Here is a 19,396-nt window from a genome sequence, read left to right as displayed (position 1 = left end):
CCTCAATCCGATATCGATCATGTTCAGCAAGAAGAAGTCACCCGGCGTCACCCAGAGCAAACTGGCCACTTTGATCGCGCACGACGTGTATCTGACGGGCGACCTCGAGTTCAGCGAAGGCCTGCGCATGGACGGTCATGTGAAAGGCAACGTCACGGGCAAGGCGGGATGCGAGACGCTGCTCGTGCTGAGCAATCGCGGCTCGATCACGGGGAACGTGTACGGCCACGACGTGATCATCAACGGCACCATTACGGGCGACGTGATCGCGGATCACTTCGTCGAGTTGCAGGAGAACGCGCACATCACGGGCAACATCTACTACCAGCAGTTGCGGATGGATGTCGGCGCATCCGTCGACGGCAAGCTGACTCGCCGCGAAGTGACGCCCGCAGTCACGAGCCCATGCATCGGGCACGCGACAGAGCATGCGCCGCAAGCAGGCATCGAATCGCAAGCCGTCGATCAATAACGTGGTCCGCAAAGGCTTGCCGCTTGTCACTCGTGGCGCAAGGCGGCAAGCCATGCGCAAGCGCGAATCAGGCAGCCGTCATGCGGTCGTGAAGCAGTTCGCTGAATGCGTCGGCCGTGAGCGGCTTGCCGAGCAGAAAGCCCTGCATCTCGTCGCATTGCAGGTCCTTGAGCTTGTCGAGTTGCGAGACCGTTTCGACGCCTTCCGCAACCACGTCCATTTCCAGCGAGTGCGCGAGCGCGATGATCGCCTGCACGATCGCGCTGCCTTCATGGCCGTGTGCGTCGAGCCCGTTCGTGAAAAAGCGGTCGATCTTCAGCTGCTTCACGCGGAAGCGCTGCAAATAGGCGCGGCTCGAATAGCCGGTGCCGAAATCGTCGATTGAAATTTCGAAGCCGCTGTTCTGGAATTCGCGGATCATGTCGGTCGTCCTCGCCGCGTCCTGCATCGCGACCGATTCGGTGATCTCGAACATGATCTGGCTGCAATCGACGTTTTCGCTGTGCACGATCTCCAGCATCTTCTCGATGAGATCCGGCTGCGCCATCTGCCGCGGCGACAGGTTGATCGCGACCTTCGTCGACGGCAGGCCGCACGCTTCCCAGTTGCGTATCTGGCGACACGTCTCGCGCAGCACCCAATAGCCGATCTGCACGATCTGCCCGGAGCGCTCGGCGACCGGGATGAAGTCCATCGGCACGAGCGCGCCGAGCTCCGGGTGATTCGGGCGGATCAGCGCTTCCGCGCCTGCCACGTCGCCGCTGTCGCCGCGAAACTTCGGCTGGAAATGTAGCGAGAAATAGCCCCTGTCGAGCGCTTCATGCAGCGCGCTCTGAATCTTGAGCGTGCGCATGCCCGCTTCGTTCATGTGCGCTTCGAAAAAGCAATACGCGCTGCGGCCACCGCGCTTCGCTTCGTACATCGCGGCGTCGGCGTGCTTCAACAACTCGTCGACGGAATCGCCATCCTGCGGATAGAGCGCAATGCCGATGCTCGGCATGATCTGCAGCGTCTGGTTTGCCGTGTCGATGCCCTTGCGCATCCATTCGAGCACGGCGTCGGCCATCTTCGCCGCGTCCTGTGGCGCGCCGAGGTTTTCGGCCGATAGAACTCAGCCACCGGCAGCGAAGGAAGCAGGAGGGAGGCAGTAAGAAAGCAGGAAGAAAACAGCAAGAGAGCGAACGAGGGCCACAACTGATGCACCCCCGTTCGACAGACTGAATTGAATGCAGTGCCAGCCGTCAATGCGGCAGAGTCGGAATCATCCAGCTCAACACGTGTTGCTGGAGGAATACGAGCAGGCCGAGCAGCAGGGTCAGGAACACGCTATGCCAGAACGTGCGGGCAAACACGACGCCTTCCTGGCCCTTCAGTTCCGTCGTCGAGACACCCGTTGCGATGTTCTGCGGTGAGATCATCTTTCCCATCACACCGCCCGACGAGTTCGTCGCCGCCATCAACACCGGGTCCAGGCCCACCTGGCGCGCGGCCACGACCTGCAGGTTGCCGAACAACGCGTTACCCGACGTGTCGCTGCCCGACAGAAACACGGCCACCCAGCCGAGCGTTGCAGAAACGAGCGGGAACAGCGCACCCGTCGACGCGACGCCCATGCCGAGCGTGTAGCTCATGCCCGAGTAGTTCAGCAGATACGCGAGGCCGACGATCATCATCACCGTCGCGATTGCAATGCGCGTCTGACGCCACGTCTTCAACACACACTCGAAGAAGCTGCCGACGCCCGAGCACGTCCACGCGGCGGTAATCACGGCCGCGAGCAGGATCGCCGTGCCCGTGCCGAGCGGCTGGAAATCCCAGACGGCGGCATAAGGCTTGTTGTAGAGCGTCACATAGACAGTGTTGTGCAAGCCCGGCCATTTGATCTTGATATCGCCGATCGACGCGATGTCGGCATGAACCCAGACGATCACCACCACGGAGACGATGATCCACGGCAGCCAGCCGCCGTAACCGACGCGCGCGCCGTTCTTCTCGATGCCGGCGCTGCGCACGACGGCGAACTTAGGGTCGGGCTCGGGGCGCCAGACCTTGAGGAAGGCGATCGTCACGATCAGCGACGTGAGCGACGACAGCACGTCCGTGAGCTGGTAGCCGAGAAAGTTCGACGTGACGAACTGCGCGAGCGCGAAGCTGCCGCCCGACACGAGGAGCGCCGGCCACAGTTGCCGGATCGAGCGGAAGCCGCCGTAGATGCCGACGACGTAAAACGGCAGCAGCAGCGCGAAGAACGGCAACTGCCTGCCCACCATCGCGCCGAGGGTCGCGGCGGGCAGCGACGTCACGGCGCCGAGCACGGTGATCGGCACCCCGAGCGCGCCGAATGCGACGGGCGCGGTGTTGAAGATCAGCGTGAAAGTGAGCGCCTCCAGCGCGGGAAAGCCGAGGCCGACGAGCAGCGCGCTCGTGATCGCCACGGGCGTGCCGAAGCCGGAAATGCCTTCGAGCAGACATCCGAACGAGAACGCGACGACGAGCAGCACGAGACGCCTGTCGTCGGGCAGATGGTCCAGCATCCACTGACGGAACTGCTCGAAGCGTCCGGACTTGACCGCGATGTTGTAGAGCAGCAGTGCGTTGACCACGATCCACATCACGGGCACGAGCGCGAGCGCCATGCCTGCGCCGACCGCATCGAACGCGATGCCGGCGGGCATGCCCCATACGCCTGTCGCAATCGCGAGACCGGCGATCAGGCCCGCCAGCGACGCCTGCCATGCGGGCCGGCGAAGCACGCCGAGCATGACGAGTGCGACCGCGATCGGCACGGCCGCAACGAGAAACGAAAAGAGAAGCGAATTGCCGACGGGCGTCAGCGGCTGTGCGAAAAGTACTCCTGGCGGTACGGCGGTTGGTAATGCCATATTGTCTCTGTCTCCTATGTCCGTTCCCGGGATCGGCGAACTGGGTCTTCGATTTGTTGCTGGTCTGGGAACCGCAGTGTCTTTACCGCATGGGCGCCTGGTGAGCTGCGTTTGCAGCTTGCTTTCTTTGTGTAATTCGATTCCGCAGTGCCCCAAACCTGGCGCATTTTTACTGCATCGCCGTGCAGTGTCTATCCGCTGCGGACGTGGTAATACCAGTTTGTGCGAAGGTGCGGATGACTCGATGGACACTCAACCAGTACGCGTAACGATTGACGCCGTGTGGTCGCAGGAACGCGGCGATCAATTGGAGGTGGTCATACCAGCGGTTCGACATGGCCGGCAAGCGCCGAAGCGTGCGGATGCGAAGCTCGCTCATGTGAAAATGAAGGCGCGCACGTGGAAGTGCGCGAGGCAGGACACGAACGGGAGCAATGACATGACGTCTGATCCGATTGGCGCACGCGATACAGCAGTAGCGCGTCTGCTCGATCACGCACTGCATCGCGATGCAGCCGATACCGTGATGTTCGCGCGCCTGATCGGTGCAAAGCTCGCGAGCGGAGAGCTGCTGCATTTCGGCCTCACGCGCGATGCGCTCGACGCGTTGCTCTCGCGTCACTTTCCTGGTGCACGGCCGTTGCACTCCGCATCCGAACACATCGCCTCATCGGAACATCAGCGCTTCGTCGATGCAATGCGCGCATTGCTGCTGCGCCATGAAGCGGCGCTTCCAGCCGCCGACCACGACGCGCAATGTCTCGCGACGATCATCGCGACGGCGTGTCTGCGCCCCGATCATCTATGGCGCGATCTTGGTCTCGATGGGCGCGACGATGTGACGGACATTCTCACGCGCCATTATCCGCAGCGCGTCGCGCGCAATGTCGACGGCCTGCGCTGGAAGAAATTCCTCGCGCGCGAACTGGCGCTCGCGGAGGGCCGCGCGCCTGCGCCCGCGCCGGGCTGTCCCGGTTGCGAGGACTATGGCTTCTGCTATCAGGCGCGCTGATCGCCGCTGATCCGGACAAACCCCACGTGGAGACCCGCCGTCATATAGAATGACGCGCTTTTGCCGATCTCGCCATGTGGTTCAAGAATCTGCAGCTTCACCGTCTTCCCGCTCCGTGGAATGTGAACGTCGAGCAAATGGAAAAATGGCTCGCGCCGCATGCGTTCCAGCCTGCCAATAGCGTCGAGGTGCAGCGCCAGGGCTGGGCGTCGCCGCGCAACGACGGCGCGCTCGTCTACTCGATCAACAAGCAGATGCTGCTCACGTTCCGTGCGGAAAAGAAACTGCTGCCGGCATCGGTGGTGACGCAGGTGACGAAGGCGCGTGCGCTGGAACTCGAAGAGCAGCAGGGCTTCAAGCCCGGCCGCAAGCAGATGCGCGATCTGAAGGAGCAAGTCACCGACGAACTGCTGCCGCGCGCGTTCAGCATCCAGCGCGACACGCGCGTATGGATCGACACCGTCAACGGCTGGCTCGTGATCGATGCCGCGTCGCAGGCGCTCGGCGACGATGTGCTCGGGCTGCTGGTCAAGTCGATCGACCGCTTGCCGATCAGCAGCGTGCGCGTCGCGCAGGCGCCCGTTTCGGCGATGACGAACTGGCTGCTAGCGGGTGAAGGGCCTGCCAATTTCACGCTGGATCAGGATACGGAACTGCGCTCGCCCGCCGAAGGCAACGCGACGGTGCGATACGTCGGCCACGCGCTCGAAGCGGATGACATGCGCCGCCATATCGAAGCGGGCAAGCAGTGCATGCGGCTTGCGATGACATGGAACGACCGCGTGTCGTTCGTGTTGACGCCGTCGCTGACGATCAAGCGCGTGACGCCGCTCGACGTGATCAAGGAAGCCGCCGATCCGACCGCGCTCAACGACGACGAGCAGTTCGATTCCGACGTCATGTTGATGACAGGGGAACTCGCGAAGTTGCTGGAAGGGATTGTCGATGCGCTCGGCGGCGAGCTCGGTGAGGGTATGGCTTCCGCGAAGGCGGCGTAATCAGGTTGGGGTTCGCGCGAACCGAACCCCGTCAGTCGAACATATTCCTGAACGTGACGGCCACGATGACGGGCACGCACAACACGAGCGGAATCGCGAAGTAAGGCACTTCGAGATCGACGAACCAGCTATACACGAGCCAGCCGATTCCGGCGCACAGCGTTCCGATGCCGATCAGCGCGGTGAGGACGTTCAGCAGCGTGGGCGACGGTTTCCAGCGCTTGTGTTCCTCGTTGGGCGGGGGCGATGTCATTGCGGCTCCGGAGCAGATCGTCACGAGTTTCGATTCGTACAATTCTACTCCGGCAGCGTGCGTTCGGCGCTACGCGAGCGGCGCACCGGACCGGCCTGAAAGCCGCCCGCAAGGGCGGCTGGCAAGGCCTCCGGTGCGCGTTTGGCGAGCCTTGGATACAGACGTTATTCGAAAGCCTTGTCGTTCGGATTCTTGTAGAGCGTGCGCAGGTTATCGCTCATCGGGAAGTCGAAGTTCATGTTCTTCGGCGGCACGGGCTTCATGAACCACTTGTCGTACATCGCGTTGATCTCGCCGCTCTTCATCACGTGCGCGAGCGTCTCGTCGACCACCTTGAGGAACTCCGGGTCGCCCTTGCGCAGCATGAAGCCGTACGCTTCGGACGATTGCGGCGTGCCGACGATCACCCAGTCAGCGGGCTTCGCCGTCAGCGTGCGCGTGCCAGCGAGCAGCACGTCGTCCATCATGTACGCGACGGCGCGGCCCGTCTCGAGCGTCATGCGCCCTTCGCCGTAGTCCTTCGCGCTGATGATCTGCATGTTCATCTTCTTGTCTTCATTCATCTTGCGCAGAATGCGCTCGGACGTCGTGCCCTGGTTCGTCACGACCGTCTTGCCGGCGAGATCGGGGAAGTCCTTGATGCCGGAGTCCTTGCGCGTGAGCAGGCGCGTGGTCGCGACGAAGAACGTGTCGCCGAAAGCGACCTGATTCTGTCGCGACGTCAGGTTCGTCGTCACGCCGCATTCGAGATCGACGGTGCCGTTCTGCACCAGAGAAATGCGGTTCTGCGACGTCACGGGAATGAAGCGCACCTGCAGGTTCGGCTTATGCGTCTTTGCTTTTACCGCGTCGATGATCTTGTTGCACAGGTCTTGCGAAAAGCCGACTACCTGATTGTTCGTATCGACATACGAGAACGGCACCGACGTCTCGCGATGGCCGATGGCGATCAGATTCGCGGACTCGATCTTGGTGAGCGTGGGCTGCGATTCCTGCGCGGTGGCATTCGCTGCGGAAGTGAGGCAGGTCGCTGCGACGCACAAGGCCAGCGCGAGCGAGTTCAGTCGTTTCATTGCAAGTCCCCTGTTGAATCTGGATCGGTCGGTTTTGGACGGGCGAAGCGCGGTCCGGAGCGGTTGTGCACAGATGTTGCCACAACAAAATTAATTGCAACATATGTTTAACCCTTAATGCCGCGGGCGTCCGACCGTTCACGAAAGCGCGCGGTCGTGTGCGCGCCGGATGGCGATGGCATGATGAATGCAACGGGCCCGTTTTCATCCGTCGTTCCGTTTTCCATCGAAGCCAAGGAGGAAACCGATGCATGCTGTTCGCAAATGGATTACAGGAGTCACTTTGATGACAATGCTCGCCGCGATGGCTCCGTTGCACGCCGCCGCGCAGACGAACGCCGGTGCGATGCCGCCGCCGCCCGCCGACGGCACGTTCCTGCTGACGATCTTCCTCAAGCACGACCAGTCGAAGCCGCTGCCGAAGATCAACCAGGCGCTTGCCGATCAGGGCTTCTACAAGGCGTTTCCGCCGCCGGCATCGAGGTCGTGTCGTGGTACGTGATGATGGGCGTCGGCCAGGTCGTCACGCTGCGCGTGCCCGCCAACCGGCTGCGCGAAGTGAACCGCGCGATCGAGGAAACCGCGTGGGGCGGCTATCACACGGAGTTCTACCCGACTTACGACTACAAGGCGATCGCCGAGCAGGCGCGGGCGAAGAACGGCAAATGAGCCGGCGCTCGCCGATGCGTCAGTACCACGGCGTATCGGCGAGCGCAGAGCCCGTGATCTTCACGATGAAGTCGAGGAACGCGCGCACTTTTGCCGACGGATGACGCCGCGACGGATAAAGCGCATAGAGCGGAAAGCGCTCGTCGGGCCAGTCGGGAAAGAGATCGACGAGACGGCCGCTGTCGAACAGCGGCTGCGTGCCGAGCGCCATGATCTGCGCGATGCCGTGTCCGGCGAGACACGCGCCGTGCATCGTCGAAACGTCGTTGACCACCAGCCGGCCGCGTGCCGCAATGATGATTTTCTTGCGCGGCCGGTGAAATTCCCATACGAACGGACGTCCCGTTTCCGGGTCGCGATAGTGAATGCAGTTGTGCGGCTCGCGCTCCAGATCGGTCGGCTTGAGTGGACGCCCATACTTCTTCAGATAGCCCGGCGACGCGGCCGTCACGATGCGTGTTTCCAGCAGCTTGCGCGCGACGAGCGTCGACGGACGCGGCTCGCCGAAACGCACGGCGAGATCGAAGCCGTCGGCGATCATGTCGCCCAGCTGGTCGCGCGTGATCAGATCGAGACTGAGTTCCGGATAGTGTTCGACGAACTGGCCCACTTGCGGACTCAGCACGATCTTCGAGAAGAACGGATCGACATTCACGCGCAGCCGTCCGCGCACGGCCGTCGCGCCGCCCGCCGCCGAGGCCGCCGCTTCTTCGAGCCCGCCCAGCAGCGGCACGATCTGCTCGTAGAAACGCCGGCCTTCGTCGGTCAGCGTGACAGTGCGCGTCGTGCGGTCGAACAGGCGTATGCCGAGCCGCGCTTCGAGCCGGGCGACCGAGCGGCTCACGCCCGACTGCGACATGTCGAGCCGTTCGCCCGCGCCCGCGAAAGACCCGCTGTCGACGATCGCCGTCAGCACGCCCATGCCGTTGAGAATACGTTCGTCGAAGGACATCGCGCGCTCCTTTCTTCCGCGTTATGCGTGACGTTGCTCATGATGCCATCGTGTCATGAGTCAAATGATATTCATGTCATGGTGTAAAGCGCTGCCGGCGACCAGAATGCATCCCGTCGCAAGCATTTTCAATTGAACGGGAGTCTGCAGATGTTCGCTATTACGGGTATTACGGGTCAAGTCGGCGGCGTGGTCGCGCACACGCTGCTCGCGCAGCGCAAGCTGGTGCGCGCGGTGGTGCGCAGCGCGGAGAAGGGCGCGCCGTGGGCGGCGCGCGGCTGTGAAGTGGCGCTTGCCGAAATGCATGACGAAGCGGCGCTGCGCCGCGCATTCGAAGGCGCCGAGGGCGTGTTCGTGCTGCTGCCGCCCGTGTTCGATCCGTCGCCGGATTTCGCGGAGTCGCGACGCAATATCGCCGCGTTGCGTGCGGCGCTCAACGCGGCGAAGCCATCGTGCGTCGTCGTGCTGTCAACGATCGGCGCGCAAGCCACACAGCCGAATCTCCTGAACCAGCTCGGCATCATGGAACAGGAGCTTCGCACGCTGCCCATGCCCGTCGTGTTTCTGCGCGCCGCGTGGTTCTTCGAGAACTGCGCGTGGGATGTCGAGCCGGCGCGCACGTCGGGCGTGATCCCCGCGTTTCTGCAACCGCTCGATAAGCCCGTGCCGATGGTCGCTACCGACGATATCGGACTTGTCGCCGCGCACCTGTTTCAGGACACGTGGACGGGCGCGCGCGTCGTCGAACTCGAAGGCCCGCGCCGCGTGACGCCGGATGAAATCGCGGCCGCCTTCGCGAGCGCGCTCGACAGGCCGGTGCGCATGCAGATCGTGCCGCGCGGCGAATGGGAAGCGCTCTTTCGCGCGCAAGGGATGAAGAACCCGTTGCCGCGCATGCAGATGCTCGATGGCTTCAACGAAGGCTGGATCGAGTTCGAGGTGCCCGCGTCGTCGCTGAAGGGCAGCGTGACGGTGGAAACCGTGATCCGCCGGCTGGTCGAGCGCTCCGCGTAAAGTAGTCGGCCTGGCCTGTTGCGCAGTTTCGTCACGCGGCAGCAGCGGGTGCAGCGGACGGATGCAGCAGCACGGGAATCGACTTCGACGTCGGCGTATTGCATACATCGCCGACGCTCGACAGTGGTACGAGCGGATTCGTCTCCGGATAGTAGGCGCCAAGGCAGCCGCGCGGAATGTCGTACTCGACCAGCAGGAAGCGCGCCGCGCGGCGCTCGATGCCGTCATCCCAGATCGTTTCCATGTCGACCCAGTCGCCGGGCCTGAAGCCGAGCATCGCGATATCGGCGGCGTTCGCGAACACGACGCGGCGCTGGTTGTAGACGCCGCGATAGCGATCGTCGAGCGCGTAGATCGTCGTGTTGTACTGGTCGTGCGAGCGCGTCGTCATCAGCGTCATCGCGCGTTCGCCGTGCAGCTTGCGCGCGCGCGTGATCGGCGTGTCGCGTTGGATCTGATGCACGACGAAGTTCGCCTTGCCCGTGTCCGTCTTCCAGTCGCGCTCGCGTGAAGCGACGCGCAGATGGAAGCCGCCCGGCTGCGCGATGCGCTTGTTGTAGTCGTAGAAGCCGTCGATCGACCATTCGATCGCGTCGCGAATCTTCGGGTAGTCGTTCGCATAGGCGAGCCATTCGACCTTCGTGCTGCCGAGCGTCGCGTGCGCGATCTGCGCGACGATGCGCGTCTCCGACATCAGGTTCCCGGAAGCGGGCTTGTTCATGCCGTAGGAGACGTGCACCATGCTCATCGAGTCCTCGACGGACACGCCTTGCGGCACGCCGTTTTGCAGATCGATTTCGGTGCGCCCGAGCGTCGGCAGGATCAGTGCGTCCTTGCCGTGCACGAGATGACTGCGGTTGAGCTTCGTCGTGATGTGCACGGTCAGATCGCACGCGCGCAACGCATCCCATGTGCGCGGCGTGTCGGGCGTCGCAATCGAGAAGTTGCCGCCCAGTCCGATGAACACCTTCACGCGGCCTTCGAGCATCGCTTCGATCGTCTCGACGACATCGTAACCGTGCATGCGCGGCGGCTCGAAATTGAACACCGTGCCGAGGCGGTCGAGAAACTCCTGCGCCGGCTTGTCCTCGATGCCGACCGTGCGGTTGCCCTGCACATTCGAATGGCCGCGCACGGGGCACAGACCCGCGCCCAGGCGGCCGATATTGCCGCGCATCAGCATCAGGTTCGACAGCATGTGCACCGTCGCCACCGAGTTCTTGTGCTGCGTGAGGCCCATGCCCCACGTCGAGATCACACGTTTGCCGCTCGCGTAGATGCGCGCGAGGTCTTCGATGTCTTCGCGCGCGACGCCCGATTCTTCGACGAGCGCTTCCCAGCTTTCTTCGCGCAGATCGACGGCGAACGCTTCGAAGTTGGCCGTGTGCGCTTCGATGAACGCAACGTCGAGCACGCGCTCCGCGTTCTGTTCGATGGCGGCATCGTCCAGTTCCAGCACGCGCTTCGCAACGCCCTTCAGCAGCGCGAAGTCGCCGCCGATCTTCGGCTGGATGAATGTCGATGCAATCTTCACGCCCGATGGCGACAGCATGTCCGTCACATGTTGCGGACTCGCGAAGCGTTCCAGCCCGCGCTCGCGCAACGGATTGATCGATACGATGGTCGCGCCGCGCTTCGCGCATTCGCGCAGTTCGCCGAGCATGCGCGGGTGGTTCGTCGCGGGGTTCTGGCCGAAGATCAGGATCGTATCGGCGTGCTCGAAGTCGTCTAGCGTCACCGTGCCCTTGCCGATGCCGACGGTCGTGGGCAGGCCGCGGCTCGTCGCTTCGTGGCACATGTTCGAGCAGTCGGGGAAATTGTTCGTGCCGTACATGCGCACGAACAGCTGGTACAGGAACGCGGCCTCGTTGCTCGCGCGGCCCGATGTATAGAACGCGGCCTGATGCGGGCTGTCGAGTCCCTTCAGATGCTTCGCGATCAACTGAAACGCGTCGTCCCACGAAATCGGCCTGTACTTGTCCGTCAGCGGATCGAACACCATCGGATCGGTGAGCCGGCCATGCTGTTCGAGCGTGTAGTCGTCCTGCTTCATCAGCTCGTCGACCGTGTGCTGCGCGAAGAATCCGGGCGTCACGCGCCTGGTGGTCGCTTCCGCTGCGACGGCCTTTACGCCGTTTTCGCAGAACTCGAAGGTCGACGCATGCTGCCGGTCCGGCCACGCGCAGCCCGGGCAGTCGAAGCCGTCCGGCTGGTTCTGCCTGAACAGCGTCCTGTAGTTGCCGCCCGCGACCTTTTCCTTGATCAGGTTGATCGCCACATATTTCAGCGCGCCCCATCCCGCGGCGGGTCCTGTGTACGGTTCGATGCGGCCTGGCTTGGTGGTCTTGTCCATGATGCGTCCGGTGGTGCGTGATGTGGATCAAGCGTAGTGGGGATTACACGTAGCCGGCATGTACACAATGCGCGAAAGAAAAAGAGTACAGTTTCGACTGTTATCGACGAAAATGATCAATCACGATGAACTGTGCTTAAAAAGCGGGCGGCGCGCACAATCGCGGTACATGTGGTTCCTGTCGTTCGCGTGTCTTGTGTGGCTCGTTTTGTGCGGTTCGTTCATCGCGCGTGTCCGTCATGCGTTCGACGCCAGGCGGCCTCGCTCACATCAAAGGCATCCGTTGAAGCTCTACGAAGAACTCGCGAAGGAGATCGAAGGGCAGGTGAGGCGCGGCGTGTTCCGTCCGGGCGAGCGCGTGCCCTCCGTGCGGCAGACCAGCCAGCACCGGCAGATTTCGATTACGACTGTGCTGCGCGCCTACGTGCTGCTGGAGAGCAAGGGCATCATCCAGAGCCGCCCGCAGTCCGGCTATTTCGTGCGGCTCGGCGCGAACGACGCCGCGCCCGTGCAGGAACTGGATGTGTCGAAGCCGATCGCCGTGTCCGCGCAGGTGGATGTGAGCCGGCTCGTGCTGTCGACGCTGCGCTCGATCGGCAGCGACGAGGCCGTGCCGCTCGGCTCGCCGTATCCCGATCCCGCGCTGTTTCCGTTCCAGAAGATCAACCGCTACGCGCATGCGGTCGGCCGGCGCAAGACGCAATGGGGCGTCACCGACGAGTTGCCGCCGGGCAATCCCGACCTGATACGCCAGATCGCGCGGCGCTATCTGGAGAACGGCGTCGCCGTCGATCCGAACGAGATCGTCGTCACGGTCGGCGCAACCGAGGCCATCAATCTGTGTCTGCAGGCGGTCGCGAAGCCGGGCGACACAGTGGCCGTCGAGTCGCCGACGTTCTACGCGATGCTGCACGCGATCGAGCGCATGGGCATGCGCGCGATCGAAGTGGCGACGCATCCGCGCGAGGGCATCGAACTCGGCGCGCTCGCGCAGATACTCGACAAGCGCCGCATCGCCGCGTGCATGGTGATGCCGAACTTCCAGAATCCGCTCGGCTTCCAGATGCCCGACGAGAAAAAGCGCGAACTCGTCAAGCTGCTCGTGCGGTATGACGTGCCCGTGATCGAGAACGACGTCTATCACGAACTGTATTTCGGCGACGTGCATCCCGGCGCGCTGAAGAACTACGACCGCAAAGGGCTCGTGCTGCATTGCGCGTCGTTTTCGAAGACGCTGACGTCCGCGTACCGGATCGGCTGGGCGATGCCGGGGCGCTATCGCGAGCAGGTCGAGAAGCTCAAGTTCCTCAACACGCTAACTACGCCGTCGATTCCGCAGCTCGCGATCGCCGAATATCTGAAGCAGGATGGCTACGAGCATCATCTGCGCAGGCTGCGCAAGGGCTTTGCACAGCGCGCGCGGCTGATGACGGCGATGGTCACGCGTTTCTTTCCCGAAGGCACGCGCGTGTCGCATCCGATGGGCGGCTACGTGCTGTGGGTCGAACTGCCGCGCGGCGTCGATTCGATGCAGCTGTACAAGCTCGCGCTGGAGCACGGCATCACGGTCGGCCCGGGCTATATGTTCTCGACGACGAACGGGTACAGTCATTGCATCCGTTTGAATTACAGTTACGCATGGTCGCCGGAAATCGAACGCGCGCTGGCGACGATCGGCAAGCTGGCGGCGGCGAGCTTGCGGCAATGAGTAACGGACCACAGACGGACCAGAGGAGATTCGACTTGAACCCGAATGACCCGGCACACGACAAGCACTGCGACGACACCGAAGAGGACGGCGAACTCGATCCCATCGTCGAGCAGCTGCTGATGCTGCTGTGGGAAGCGGCGCGCGAATCGTCGGGCAAATCATGGTCGCTCGCGAAGCTCAGCAAGCGCGCCGATCTGCCGATGAGCACGCTGCGGCGCTATCTGACGCAGTTGCAGTCGGCGGGCGTCGTGGACGTGCAGATGGACGAGGAAGGGCGCGGCTCGGCGGCGCTGACGGCCGAAGGGCTTGAACTCTGCGAGGCGCTGTTCGGCGAGCCGTGAATGCGAACCGCAGATGCGGGCCGTGAACGAAGAAAGCGTCGCGCTCAAGGCGTGGCTTCTTCGGATTGCGGCAGAAAAGAGAAGCGGCTGGCGGCGAGCATCACGCAAGTGAGAATTGCGATGCCGATCAGGATGCCCGAGAGCCGCAGCAGCGCGGGATGCGGATCGGCGGACCACGCGCGATCCTGCACGAAGACCATGATGAACGCGATCGTGAACTGCCGGCCGATGTAGCTTGCGCCCTATTTGCCCGTCTGCACGTGACAGCCCGCCCACACGCCCGCCGCCAGGGCGAGCAGGCACGGCACGATCTGGCCGTGCATCAGCGGAAGCAGCGCGATGCCGACAGCGCCCGCGATCAGGCAGCCGACCACGCGTTGCACCATCTTGTCGGCGACGGGCTTTTGCGAACGCACGACGAGCGACGATGGCGGCAGGATCAGCACTGCGATGGCTGTCACGAGCGCCTGCGCGAAGCCCGGCAGCGAGAACGCGTAAGTCAGTGCGGCGAGGATCGACACGGTGATGCCGGCCTGCACGGCGAGCACGATGCGCGCGTGGCGCAGCGTTTCGAACGTGGGGCGCTCCGCGTCGGCGGATGCGGCGGCGGCCGCCACGACTTTCGATGCAGGACGGCGTCGCTCGTACCAGCGGATGCCGAGATGAAACACGCCCGACACGACGAGGCACGCGAAAGTGCCGACGCACACTTCAGCGACGCGCAGCATCGCGAACGACGCGGTCGGGCCGAACCTGAGCAGTTCGTGCGCCTGATACAGGACCATCACGGACGTGACGCCGCCGAGCACCCACGCATACGATGCCGACGAGCCGTTCGCGCGATACACGCACACGCCGCCGATCACGCCCAGCACGGGAACGAAGAGCCACGGACGATCGCCGATGACGGGCCCCGCGAGCACGGCGAACAGGGCGCCGAGTATCGTGCCGAGCACGCGATGCAGCGCGCGCTCGGCCGACGCGGAGAAGCGCGTCTGCATGACGGAGAATCCGCTGATCGCGGCCCACCACGTGTTCGGCAGATCCAGCAGATGCGCGAGTGCCACCGACAGCACAACCGAGATCATCGCCTCGATGCCGAACAGCGCGCGTTCGGTGGAGGGCTTCCAGGCCTTCAGTTCGCGGCCAAGTGCGAGCAGCGCGTCGCGGCCCGTTTGCCGGAAGAGGTGGGCGCGCATGCGCGGGCTCCGTGCGGAAGAAGGAAAATCAGCGGGTCGCGATCGCGGCCGCCGCGCCCGCCATCATCGTCGCGCTGGCGCGGTTCGCGATCTTCACGGCGCGGCGGCTCGTCAGCAGCGCGCGCGCCTTGACGGCGAGCAGCGCCCAGACGAAGTCGACGGTCATCAGCACGGCGAGCATCGTCAGCGTGAGTTCGAGCCACGCGAGCGTGCCGACGCGCGACAGGTCGATGATGGTCGGCAGGAGCGCGAGGTAGAACACCATGATTTTGGGGTTGCCGAGCGTGACCATCATGCCCGCGACGAACATGCGCCACGGCGACTGGCCGCTCGGCAGCGTGCTTTCGTGCACGTCCGTGGGCGCGAGCCACATCTTCCACGCGAGGAACAGCAGATAGGCGACGCCCGAGAACTTCAGCACGATGAAGACGAGCGCGAAAGTACGTGCGACAACGGCGAGCCCGGCCACCGCGCAGGTGAGCCATAGCGCTTCGCCGAGCCACATCGCGGCGAGAAAGGGCAGCACGTCGCGCAAGCCGTTGGTGAGCACGCGCGCGACGAGCGCCGCGATGCTCGGACCGGGAGAGCCCGCGGCGACGATCAGCGCGAGCGCAAAGACGAGAAGACCTGAAAGTGCCATCGAGCGACTCCTGACAAGCATGCTGTCGTGCTGGGCATTATATCGGCGTGACGGGCGGGTTGTTTCGCGAGGGTCGGTGGTGTCAATATGTCCCTTCGTACGCAACCGTTCACCTGCAACCGTCGCATGCAACCCCATAGTCCGATGCAAGCGTCAGCTGTCCGCTACCGGCCCGCCGTGCCCGACGATGTCGCGTCGATTCGCTTCGTCGAATACGAGGCCGCGCAGCGCTTCGTGAGCGTCGGCCTGACGGGCATCGCGGCGGCGCGGCCGATGGATGCGCCGTTCGTGCTGAAGAAGGTGCGCGCCGCCGAGGTGATCGTCGCGGAGTGCGGCGACGCGTGCGTCGGCTTCGTGATGTTCGCGATGCTGCGCGCGCGCATTTACGTCGAAGCGCTCGACGTGCTGCCCGAGCATGCGGGGCGGCGCATCGGCGCGGCCCTGCTCGATCACGTCGATGCGCGCGCACGCGAACGGGGCGCGACGCATCTCGTGCTCTCGACGTTTCGCGATGTGCCCTGGAATGCGCCGTACTACGGGCGGCTCGGTTTCGGCGTACTGGAGGATCACGAGCTCGATGCCGCGTTGAAGCGTATCCGCGCGCTGCGGATTGCGCGTGGCGTCGACGAAACGAAGCGCGTGTTCATGCGTCGCGCCGTGAAGCCCGTCGACTGATGCCGCCAGACGCAGCGCACCCGATATGAAAAAACGCGGCCGGAACATTTCCGGCCGCGTTGTCGTTGCTACCGCTATTCCGCTTGCGCGTGCAACTGACGCATCAGTTCACTGCTTCCAGCGCCGGATAGTCGGTGTAGCCCGTTTCGCCTTCCGCATAGAACGTCGCGGGGACCGGCTCGTTGAGCGGCGCGTCCAGTTCGAAGCGGCGCACGAGATCGGGATTCGCGATGTACAGCTTGCCCCACGCGACGGCATCTGCGTCGCCTGCGTCCAGCAGCTTCTGCGCGCTGTCCTTCGTGAAGCTTTCGTTCGCGATATAGACGCCGCCGAATGCCTTCTTCAGTTGCGGGCCGAGGCGATCGTCGCCGACCGCTTCACGCGCCGCGATAAACGCGATCTTGCGCTTGCCGAGTTCGCGCGCGACATAGCCGAACGTCGCGGCCGGATCGGAATCGCCCATCGTGTGCGCGTCGCCGCGCGGCGCGAGGTGCACGCCGACGCGATCCGCGCCCCATACGTCGATACAGGCGTCCGTCACTTCGAGCAGCAGGCGCGCGCGGTTTTCGATCGGGCCGCCGTAGGCGTCGGTGCGTTTGTTGGTGCTGTCTTGCAGGAACTGGTCAAGCAGATAGCCGTTCGCGCCGTGTACTTCGACGCCGTCGAAGCCCGCTTTCTTCGCGTTCTCCGCGCCCTTGCGATAGGCGGCGACGATGCCTGGAATCTCCGGGATGTCGAGCGCGCGCGGAGTCACGAAAGGACGCTGCGGACGCACGAGGCTCACGTGTCCTTGGGGCGCGATCGCGCTCGGCGCGACGGGCAGTTCGCCGTCCAGGAAGATCGGGTCCGACACGCGGCCCACGTGCCACAGTTGCAGGAATATCTTGCCGCCCGCCTTGTGGACGGCGTCCGTCACGAGCTTCCAGCCTTCCACCTGTGCGTCCGACCAGATGCCGGGCGTGTCGGCGTAACCGAGGCCTTGCGGCGTCACGGACGTCGCCTCAGAGAGGATCAGTCCGGCGCTCGCGCGCTCGGCATAGTACTTCGCCATCAGCGCATTCGGCACGCGCACCTTGCCGGCGCGCTGGCGTGTGAGCGGCGCCATCACGATGCGGTTCTTCAATGTTAGATCGCCAATCTGGAGCGGGTCGAAAAGAGTCGGCATAACGTCCAATCCTTGCGGGCAGCGAGCCCGTGTGTATGTGTCAAAACTGCATTCGGGGAAAAAGCGAAGACGCGTGAGCGCCCGTCAGAGATCCGCGTTCATGTGCGCTAGAAACGCCGCGATGACGGCTTCGTTGCGCTTGAAGAAAACCCATTGGCCCACGCGTTTCGACGTGATTAGCCCCGCGCGCTGCAACGCGGCGAGGTGCGCCGATGTAGTCGATTGCGACAAGGCGCAGCACGCGTCGAACTGGCCTGCGCAAACGCCGTGTTCGTACGAGAGCTCCTGGTCCGGAAAGTACTTCTCCGGTTCGCGCAGCTTCGCAAGAATCGCGCGGCGCGCAGGGTTCGCCAGCGCCTTGTGGATCGCGTCGACGTCGATGGTCTTCGGGTTAGGCTTCGTGCTCATGAAACAGATGACAAACGGGACGACAAAACGGCGGGCAGACTCTCTGACTGGGAAGTCGGCATCTGCATCGCTATGGGTCGAATCTTATATCGTATTTTCACGATATGCGAGCAAGGCCCTACCCTCTATGGGGGTGATAGTTATCGGCATACAAAAAGGTCCGCACTGAAAAGTGCGGACCTTTTTGTATGCCGATAGCCGTGTCTGTCGAGGCAATGAACGCCGCAGTCGGGGCCGGCACGACTGCCTCCGGCACAGGTGACCCGTCGCCCGATACCGGCCCGACGGCCGTCGCTGATATCAGCCGGATCGTGATGGCACTGGATACGACGCGTGCCGCGGCGTCGGTGATTCTCAACGGGCTGGAAAACCTCGGGAGTGCAATCACGCAGGGAGCCAGGGCAGAGCTGACGCGCCAGGTGCGGCAACACATCAACGAGCAGGAGCATAGCGCCCTGCAAGGACTCGTCGACGCTTCGCCGGTCAGACTGTTGCCCCTTTCGCGCGCCGGGATGGAGTCGAAGGCGGTTGCAGCCGTGCTCAACGGAACGACATGGTTGACCGCTCAATCCGTGGGCAGGCGACAGAATCCCGATGCCTCGAACCTGCAGGCGGTGACGAGCCGTTGGGAGAAGGAGGGCAAGGTCTTTTCCATTGAGCGGGCCGGACGCACTTTGTACCCAGAATACATTTTTGACGAACTCGGCAATCCCATCCCCGAAGTCGCAGAGATTCTGAAGGTCTTTCACGATTACATGCCGCTCCGGATTGCCTCATGGTTCGAGTCGACGAACAGCATGCTCCAGGGCAAACGTCCTCGTGAGAACCTGGCAACAGATCCGTCGGCCGTAGTCAATGCTGCTCGGGATCATGTAAAAGGAGCGACGCACGGATAGCACGGTATCGCATTGCATTTAACGTCGCACATCGTTTCATGCTGCGGCTTGCGGATGGACGGCGGGGTGCGGCCCATGATCCGTCATTCGCGCGCTCGGCCGTTATGACACTCAGACGTCGGACTCAATCCAGCAAACGGCCGTCCAACTGGCGCAGTCGAATGTTGCTTCCTCGGCCTTTGCGCGGGAGAACTTCATCGTCAGCGACAGTGTCGTCCATTGTTGGGGTGTCATCGAATCGGAAGGAGCGTGCCGCGCAGTCCTGACCACGGCCGACGGCCTGCCATGCGTAAAGCGCGTCGAAGATCATCTCGAGTATCCGGCATCATTACGACCTGGTACGTGGGTGAGGCTGGCGACGCGGACTCAGGCTGTCGAAGCCGCGCTTCATTTGTCGGAGCATTTCTGCGCCGCAGATTGCCACCGTTACCGCCGCGGGGCCTTTTACCCAGGTCAGTCTTGCTTCTGGAAAGGCGGTAGCCAACGCTGAGGAAGGCTAATTGTATTTCCGTGATTGTTCCCTATCCTTGAAAGTGATGGCACGTGCGCCCCAGGCGTAACCACGCAGACAGAGCGCATGCGGCTCTATCCTTGTTTGCGAGGCGGCCATGAACAACAACCCCCGCATTGCCGGGCTCCGGCGCCTTCCCGCGCGCGGCGCCGGTTCCCTCATCGATTCACGG

General features: G+C 63.4%; 19 protein-coding genes and 2 pseudogenes. 9 read left to right on the top strand and 12 right to left on the bottom strand.

All coding sequences use genetic code 11. The annotated features are described in order from the left end of the window. Nucleotides 1-19 precede the first annotated feature (19 nt). Complete coding sequence (locus tag GCT13_RS29965) at nucleotides 20-472, top strand: bactofilin family protein (RefSeq protein ID WP_152764283.1); 453 nt, start codon at nucleotides 20-22, stop codon at nucleotides 470-472. Between the two features lie 67 nt (nucleotides 473-539). On the opposite strand, the pseudogene GCT13_RS29960 reads toward GCT13_RS29965, so the two are convergent. Together GCT13_RS29960 and GCT13_RS29955 are read right to left on the bottom strand one after the other, a co-directional pair. Then, nucleotides 540-1,583, bottom strand: a pseudogene (locus GCT13_RS29960) (putative bifunctional diguanylate cyclase/phosphodiesterase); the annotation flags it as partial. Between the two features lie 130 nt (nucleotides 1,584-1,713). Continuing rightward, a complete protein-coding gene (locus GCT13_RS29955) occupies nucleotides 1,714-3,354 on the bottom strand; it encodes an L-lactate permease (protein ID WP_152764281.1) in 1,641 nt (546 codons plus the stop codon). A gap of 244 nt (nucleotides 3,355-3,598) precedes the next feature. Here GCT13_RS29955 and GCT13_RS29950 point away from each other — a divergent pair, with 244 nt between their 5' ends. Further along, complete coding sequence (locus tag GCT13_RS29950; protein WP_407670882.1) at nucleotides 3,599-4,366, top strand: nitrogen fixation protein NifQ; 768 nt, start codon at nucleotides 3,599-3,601, stop codon at nucleotides 4,364-4,366. Nucleotides 4,367-4,440: 74 nt separating this feature from the next. Further along, complete coding sequence (locus GCT13_RS29945; protein ID WP_152764279.1) at nucleotides 4,441-5,364, top strand: recombination-associated protein RdgC; 924 nt, start codon at nucleotides 4,441-4,443, stop codon at nucleotides 5,362-5,364. A gap of 31 nt (nucleotides 5,365-5,395) precedes the next feature. Here the strand turns inward: GCT13_RS29945 and GCT13_RS29940 are convergent, their stop codons facing one another. Both GCT13_RS29940 and GCT13_RS29935 read right to left on the bottom strand, forming a co-directional pair. Then, nucleotides 5,396-5,617, bottom strand: coding sequence for a hypothetical protein (locus tag GCT13_RS29940; protein WP_152764277.1), 222 nt, complete (start codon nucleotides 5,615-5,617; stop codon nucleotides 5,396-5,398). A 164-nt stretch (nucleotides 5,618-5,781) separates the two neighbouring features. Next, on the bottom strand, nucleotides 5,782-6,690 hold the full coding sequence (locus GCT13_RS29935) for a glutamate/aspartate ABC transporter substrate-binding protein (RefSeq protein WP_152764276.1): 909 nt from the start codon (nucleotides 6,688-6,690) through the stop codon (nucleotides 5,782-5,784). Nucleotides 6,691-6,937: 247 nt separating this feature from the next. Here GCT13_RS29935 and GCT13_RS29930 point away from each other — a divergent pair. Then, nucleotides 6,938-7,359 (top strand): annotated as a pseudogene (locus GCT13_RS29930) (hypothetical protein). Between the two features lie 19 nt (nucleotides 7,360-7,378). Here the strand turns inward: GCT13_RS29930 and GCT13_RS29925 are convergent. Beyond that, nucleotides 7,379-8,311, bottom strand: coding sequence for a LysR family transcriptional regulator (locus GCT13_RS29925; protein WP_152764274.1), 933 nt, complete (start codon nucleotides 8,309-8,311; stop codon nucleotides 7,379-7,381). A gap of 150 nt (nucleotides 8,312-8,461) precedes the next feature. Here GCT13_RS29925 and GCT13_RS29920 point away from each other — a divergent pair, with 150 nt between their 5' ends. Then, nucleotides 8,462-9,325 carry an NmrA family NAD(P)-binding protein gene (locus tag GCT13_RS29920; protein ID WP_152764272.1) on the top strand — a complete coding sequence of 288 codons (864 nt, stop codon included), beginning with the start codon at nucleotides 8,462-8,464 and terminating at the stop codon, nucleotides 9,323-9,325. A gap of 31 nt (nucleotides 9,326-9,356) precedes the next feature. Here the strand turns inward: GCT13_RS29920 and GCT13_RS29915 are convergent, their stop codons facing one another. After that, nucleotides 9,357-11,678 carry an FdhF/YdeP family oxidoreductase gene (locus GCT13_RS29915; protein ID WP_152764270.1) on the bottom strand — a complete coding sequence of 774 codons (2,322 nt, stop codon included), beginning with the start codon at nucleotides 11,676-11,678 and terminating at the stop codon, nucleotides 9,357-9,359. A gap of 283 nt (nucleotides 11,679-11,961) precedes the next feature. Between GCT13_RS29915 and GCT13_RS29910 the strand changes: the two genes are divergently transcribed. After that, on the top strand, nucleotides 11,962-13,386 hold the full coding sequence (locus GCT13_RS29910) for an aminotransferase-like domain-containing protein (protein WP_152764268.1): 1,425 nt from the start codon (nucleotides 11,962-11,964) through the stop codon (nucleotides 13,384-13,386). Nucleotides 13,387-13,421: 35 nt separating this feature from the next. Next, nucleotides 13,422-13,730 (top strand): helix-turn-helix domain-containing protein, encoded by a 309-nt coding sequence (locus GCT13_RS29905; protein WP_152764266.1) that lies wholly within the window; start codon nucleotides 13,422-13,424, stop codon nucleotides 13,728-13,730. A 44-nt stretch (nucleotides 13,731-13,774) separates the two neighbouring features. Here GCT13_RS29905 and GCT13_RS49615 read toward each other — a convergent pair whose 3' ends face one another. Genes GCT13_RS49615 through GCT13_RS29895 form a run of 3 tightly spaced genes read right to left on the bottom strand, consistent with a single transcriptional unit; the run spans nucleotide 13,775 to nucleotide 15,569 of the window. Continuing rightward, complete coding sequence (locus GCT13_RS49615; protein ID WP_227747078.1) at nucleotides 13,775-13,930, bottom strand: hypothetical protein; 156 nt, start codon at nucleotides 13,928-13,930, stop codon at nucleotides 13,775-13,777. A 42-nt stretch (nucleotides 13,931-13,972) separates the two neighbouring features. Next, nucleotides 13,973-14,929 (bottom strand): FUSC family protein, encoded by a 957-nt coding sequence (locus tag GCT13_RS29900; RefSeq protein WP_227747077.1) that lies wholly within the window; start codon nucleotides 14,927-14,929, stop codon nucleotides 13,973-13,975. Between the two features lie 28 nt (nucleotides 14,930-14,957). Next, on the bottom strand, nucleotides 14,958-15,569 hold the full coding sequence (locus tag GCT13_RS29895; RefSeq protein WP_152764264.1) for a LysE family translocator: 612 nt from the start codon (nucleotides 15,567-15,569) through the stop codon (nucleotides 14,958-14,960). A gap of 144 nt (nucleotides 15,570-15,713) precedes the next feature. On the opposite strand from GCT13_RS29895, the gene GCT13_RS29890 reads away from it, so the two are divergent. Then, complete coding sequence (locus GCT13_RS29890; RefSeq protein ID WP_152764262.1) at nucleotides 15,714-16,244, top strand: GNAT family N-acetyltransferase; 531 nt, start codon at nucleotides 15,714-15,716, stop codon at nucleotides 16,242-16,244. A 103-nt stretch (nucleotides 16,245-16,347) separates the two neighbouring features. Here the strand turns inward: GCT13_RS29890 and GCT13_RS29885 are convergent, their stop codons facing one another. Further along, entirely contained in the window at nucleotides 16,348-17,409 is a 1,062-nt protein-coding gene (locus GCT13_RS29885; protein WP_152764260.1) for an alkene reductase, read from the bottom strand. A gap of 84 nt (nucleotides 17,410-17,493) precedes the next feature. Beyond that, entirely contained in the window at nucleotides 17,494-17,817 is a 324-nt protein-coding gene (locus GCT13_RS29880) for an ArsR/SmtB family transcription factor (RefSeq protein ID WP_152764258.1), read from the bottom strand. A gap of 188 nt (nucleotides 17,818-18,005) precedes the next feature. Here GCT13_RS29880 and GCT13_RS29875 point away from each other — a divergent pair, with 188 nt between their 5' ends. Then, nucleotides 18,006-18,713 (top strand): hypothetical protein, encoded by a 708-nt coding sequence (locus tag GCT13_RS29875; protein ID WP_152764256.1) that lies wholly within the window; start codon nucleotides 18,006-18,008, stop codon nucleotides 18,711-18,713. 124 nt (nucleotides 18,714-18,837) lie between these two features. Here the strand turns inward: GCT13_RS29875 and GCT13_RS29870 are convergent, their stop codons facing one another. Beyond that, entirely contained in the window at nucleotides 18,838-19,023 is a 186-nt protein-coding gene (locus GCT13_RS29870; RefSeq protein ID WP_152764254.1) for a hypothetical protein, read from the bottom strand. Between the last annotated feature and the right edge of the window lie 373 nt (nucleotides 19,024-19,396).

This window comes from Paraburkholderia franconis, from assembly GCF_009362735.1.
GTDB classification, from domain to species: domain Bacteria; phylum Pseudomonadota; class Gammaproteobacteria; order Burkholderiales; family Burkholderiaceae; genus Paraburkholderia; species Paraburkholderia franconis.
This window is presented reverse-complemented; position numbering and strand designations above follow the sequence as displayed.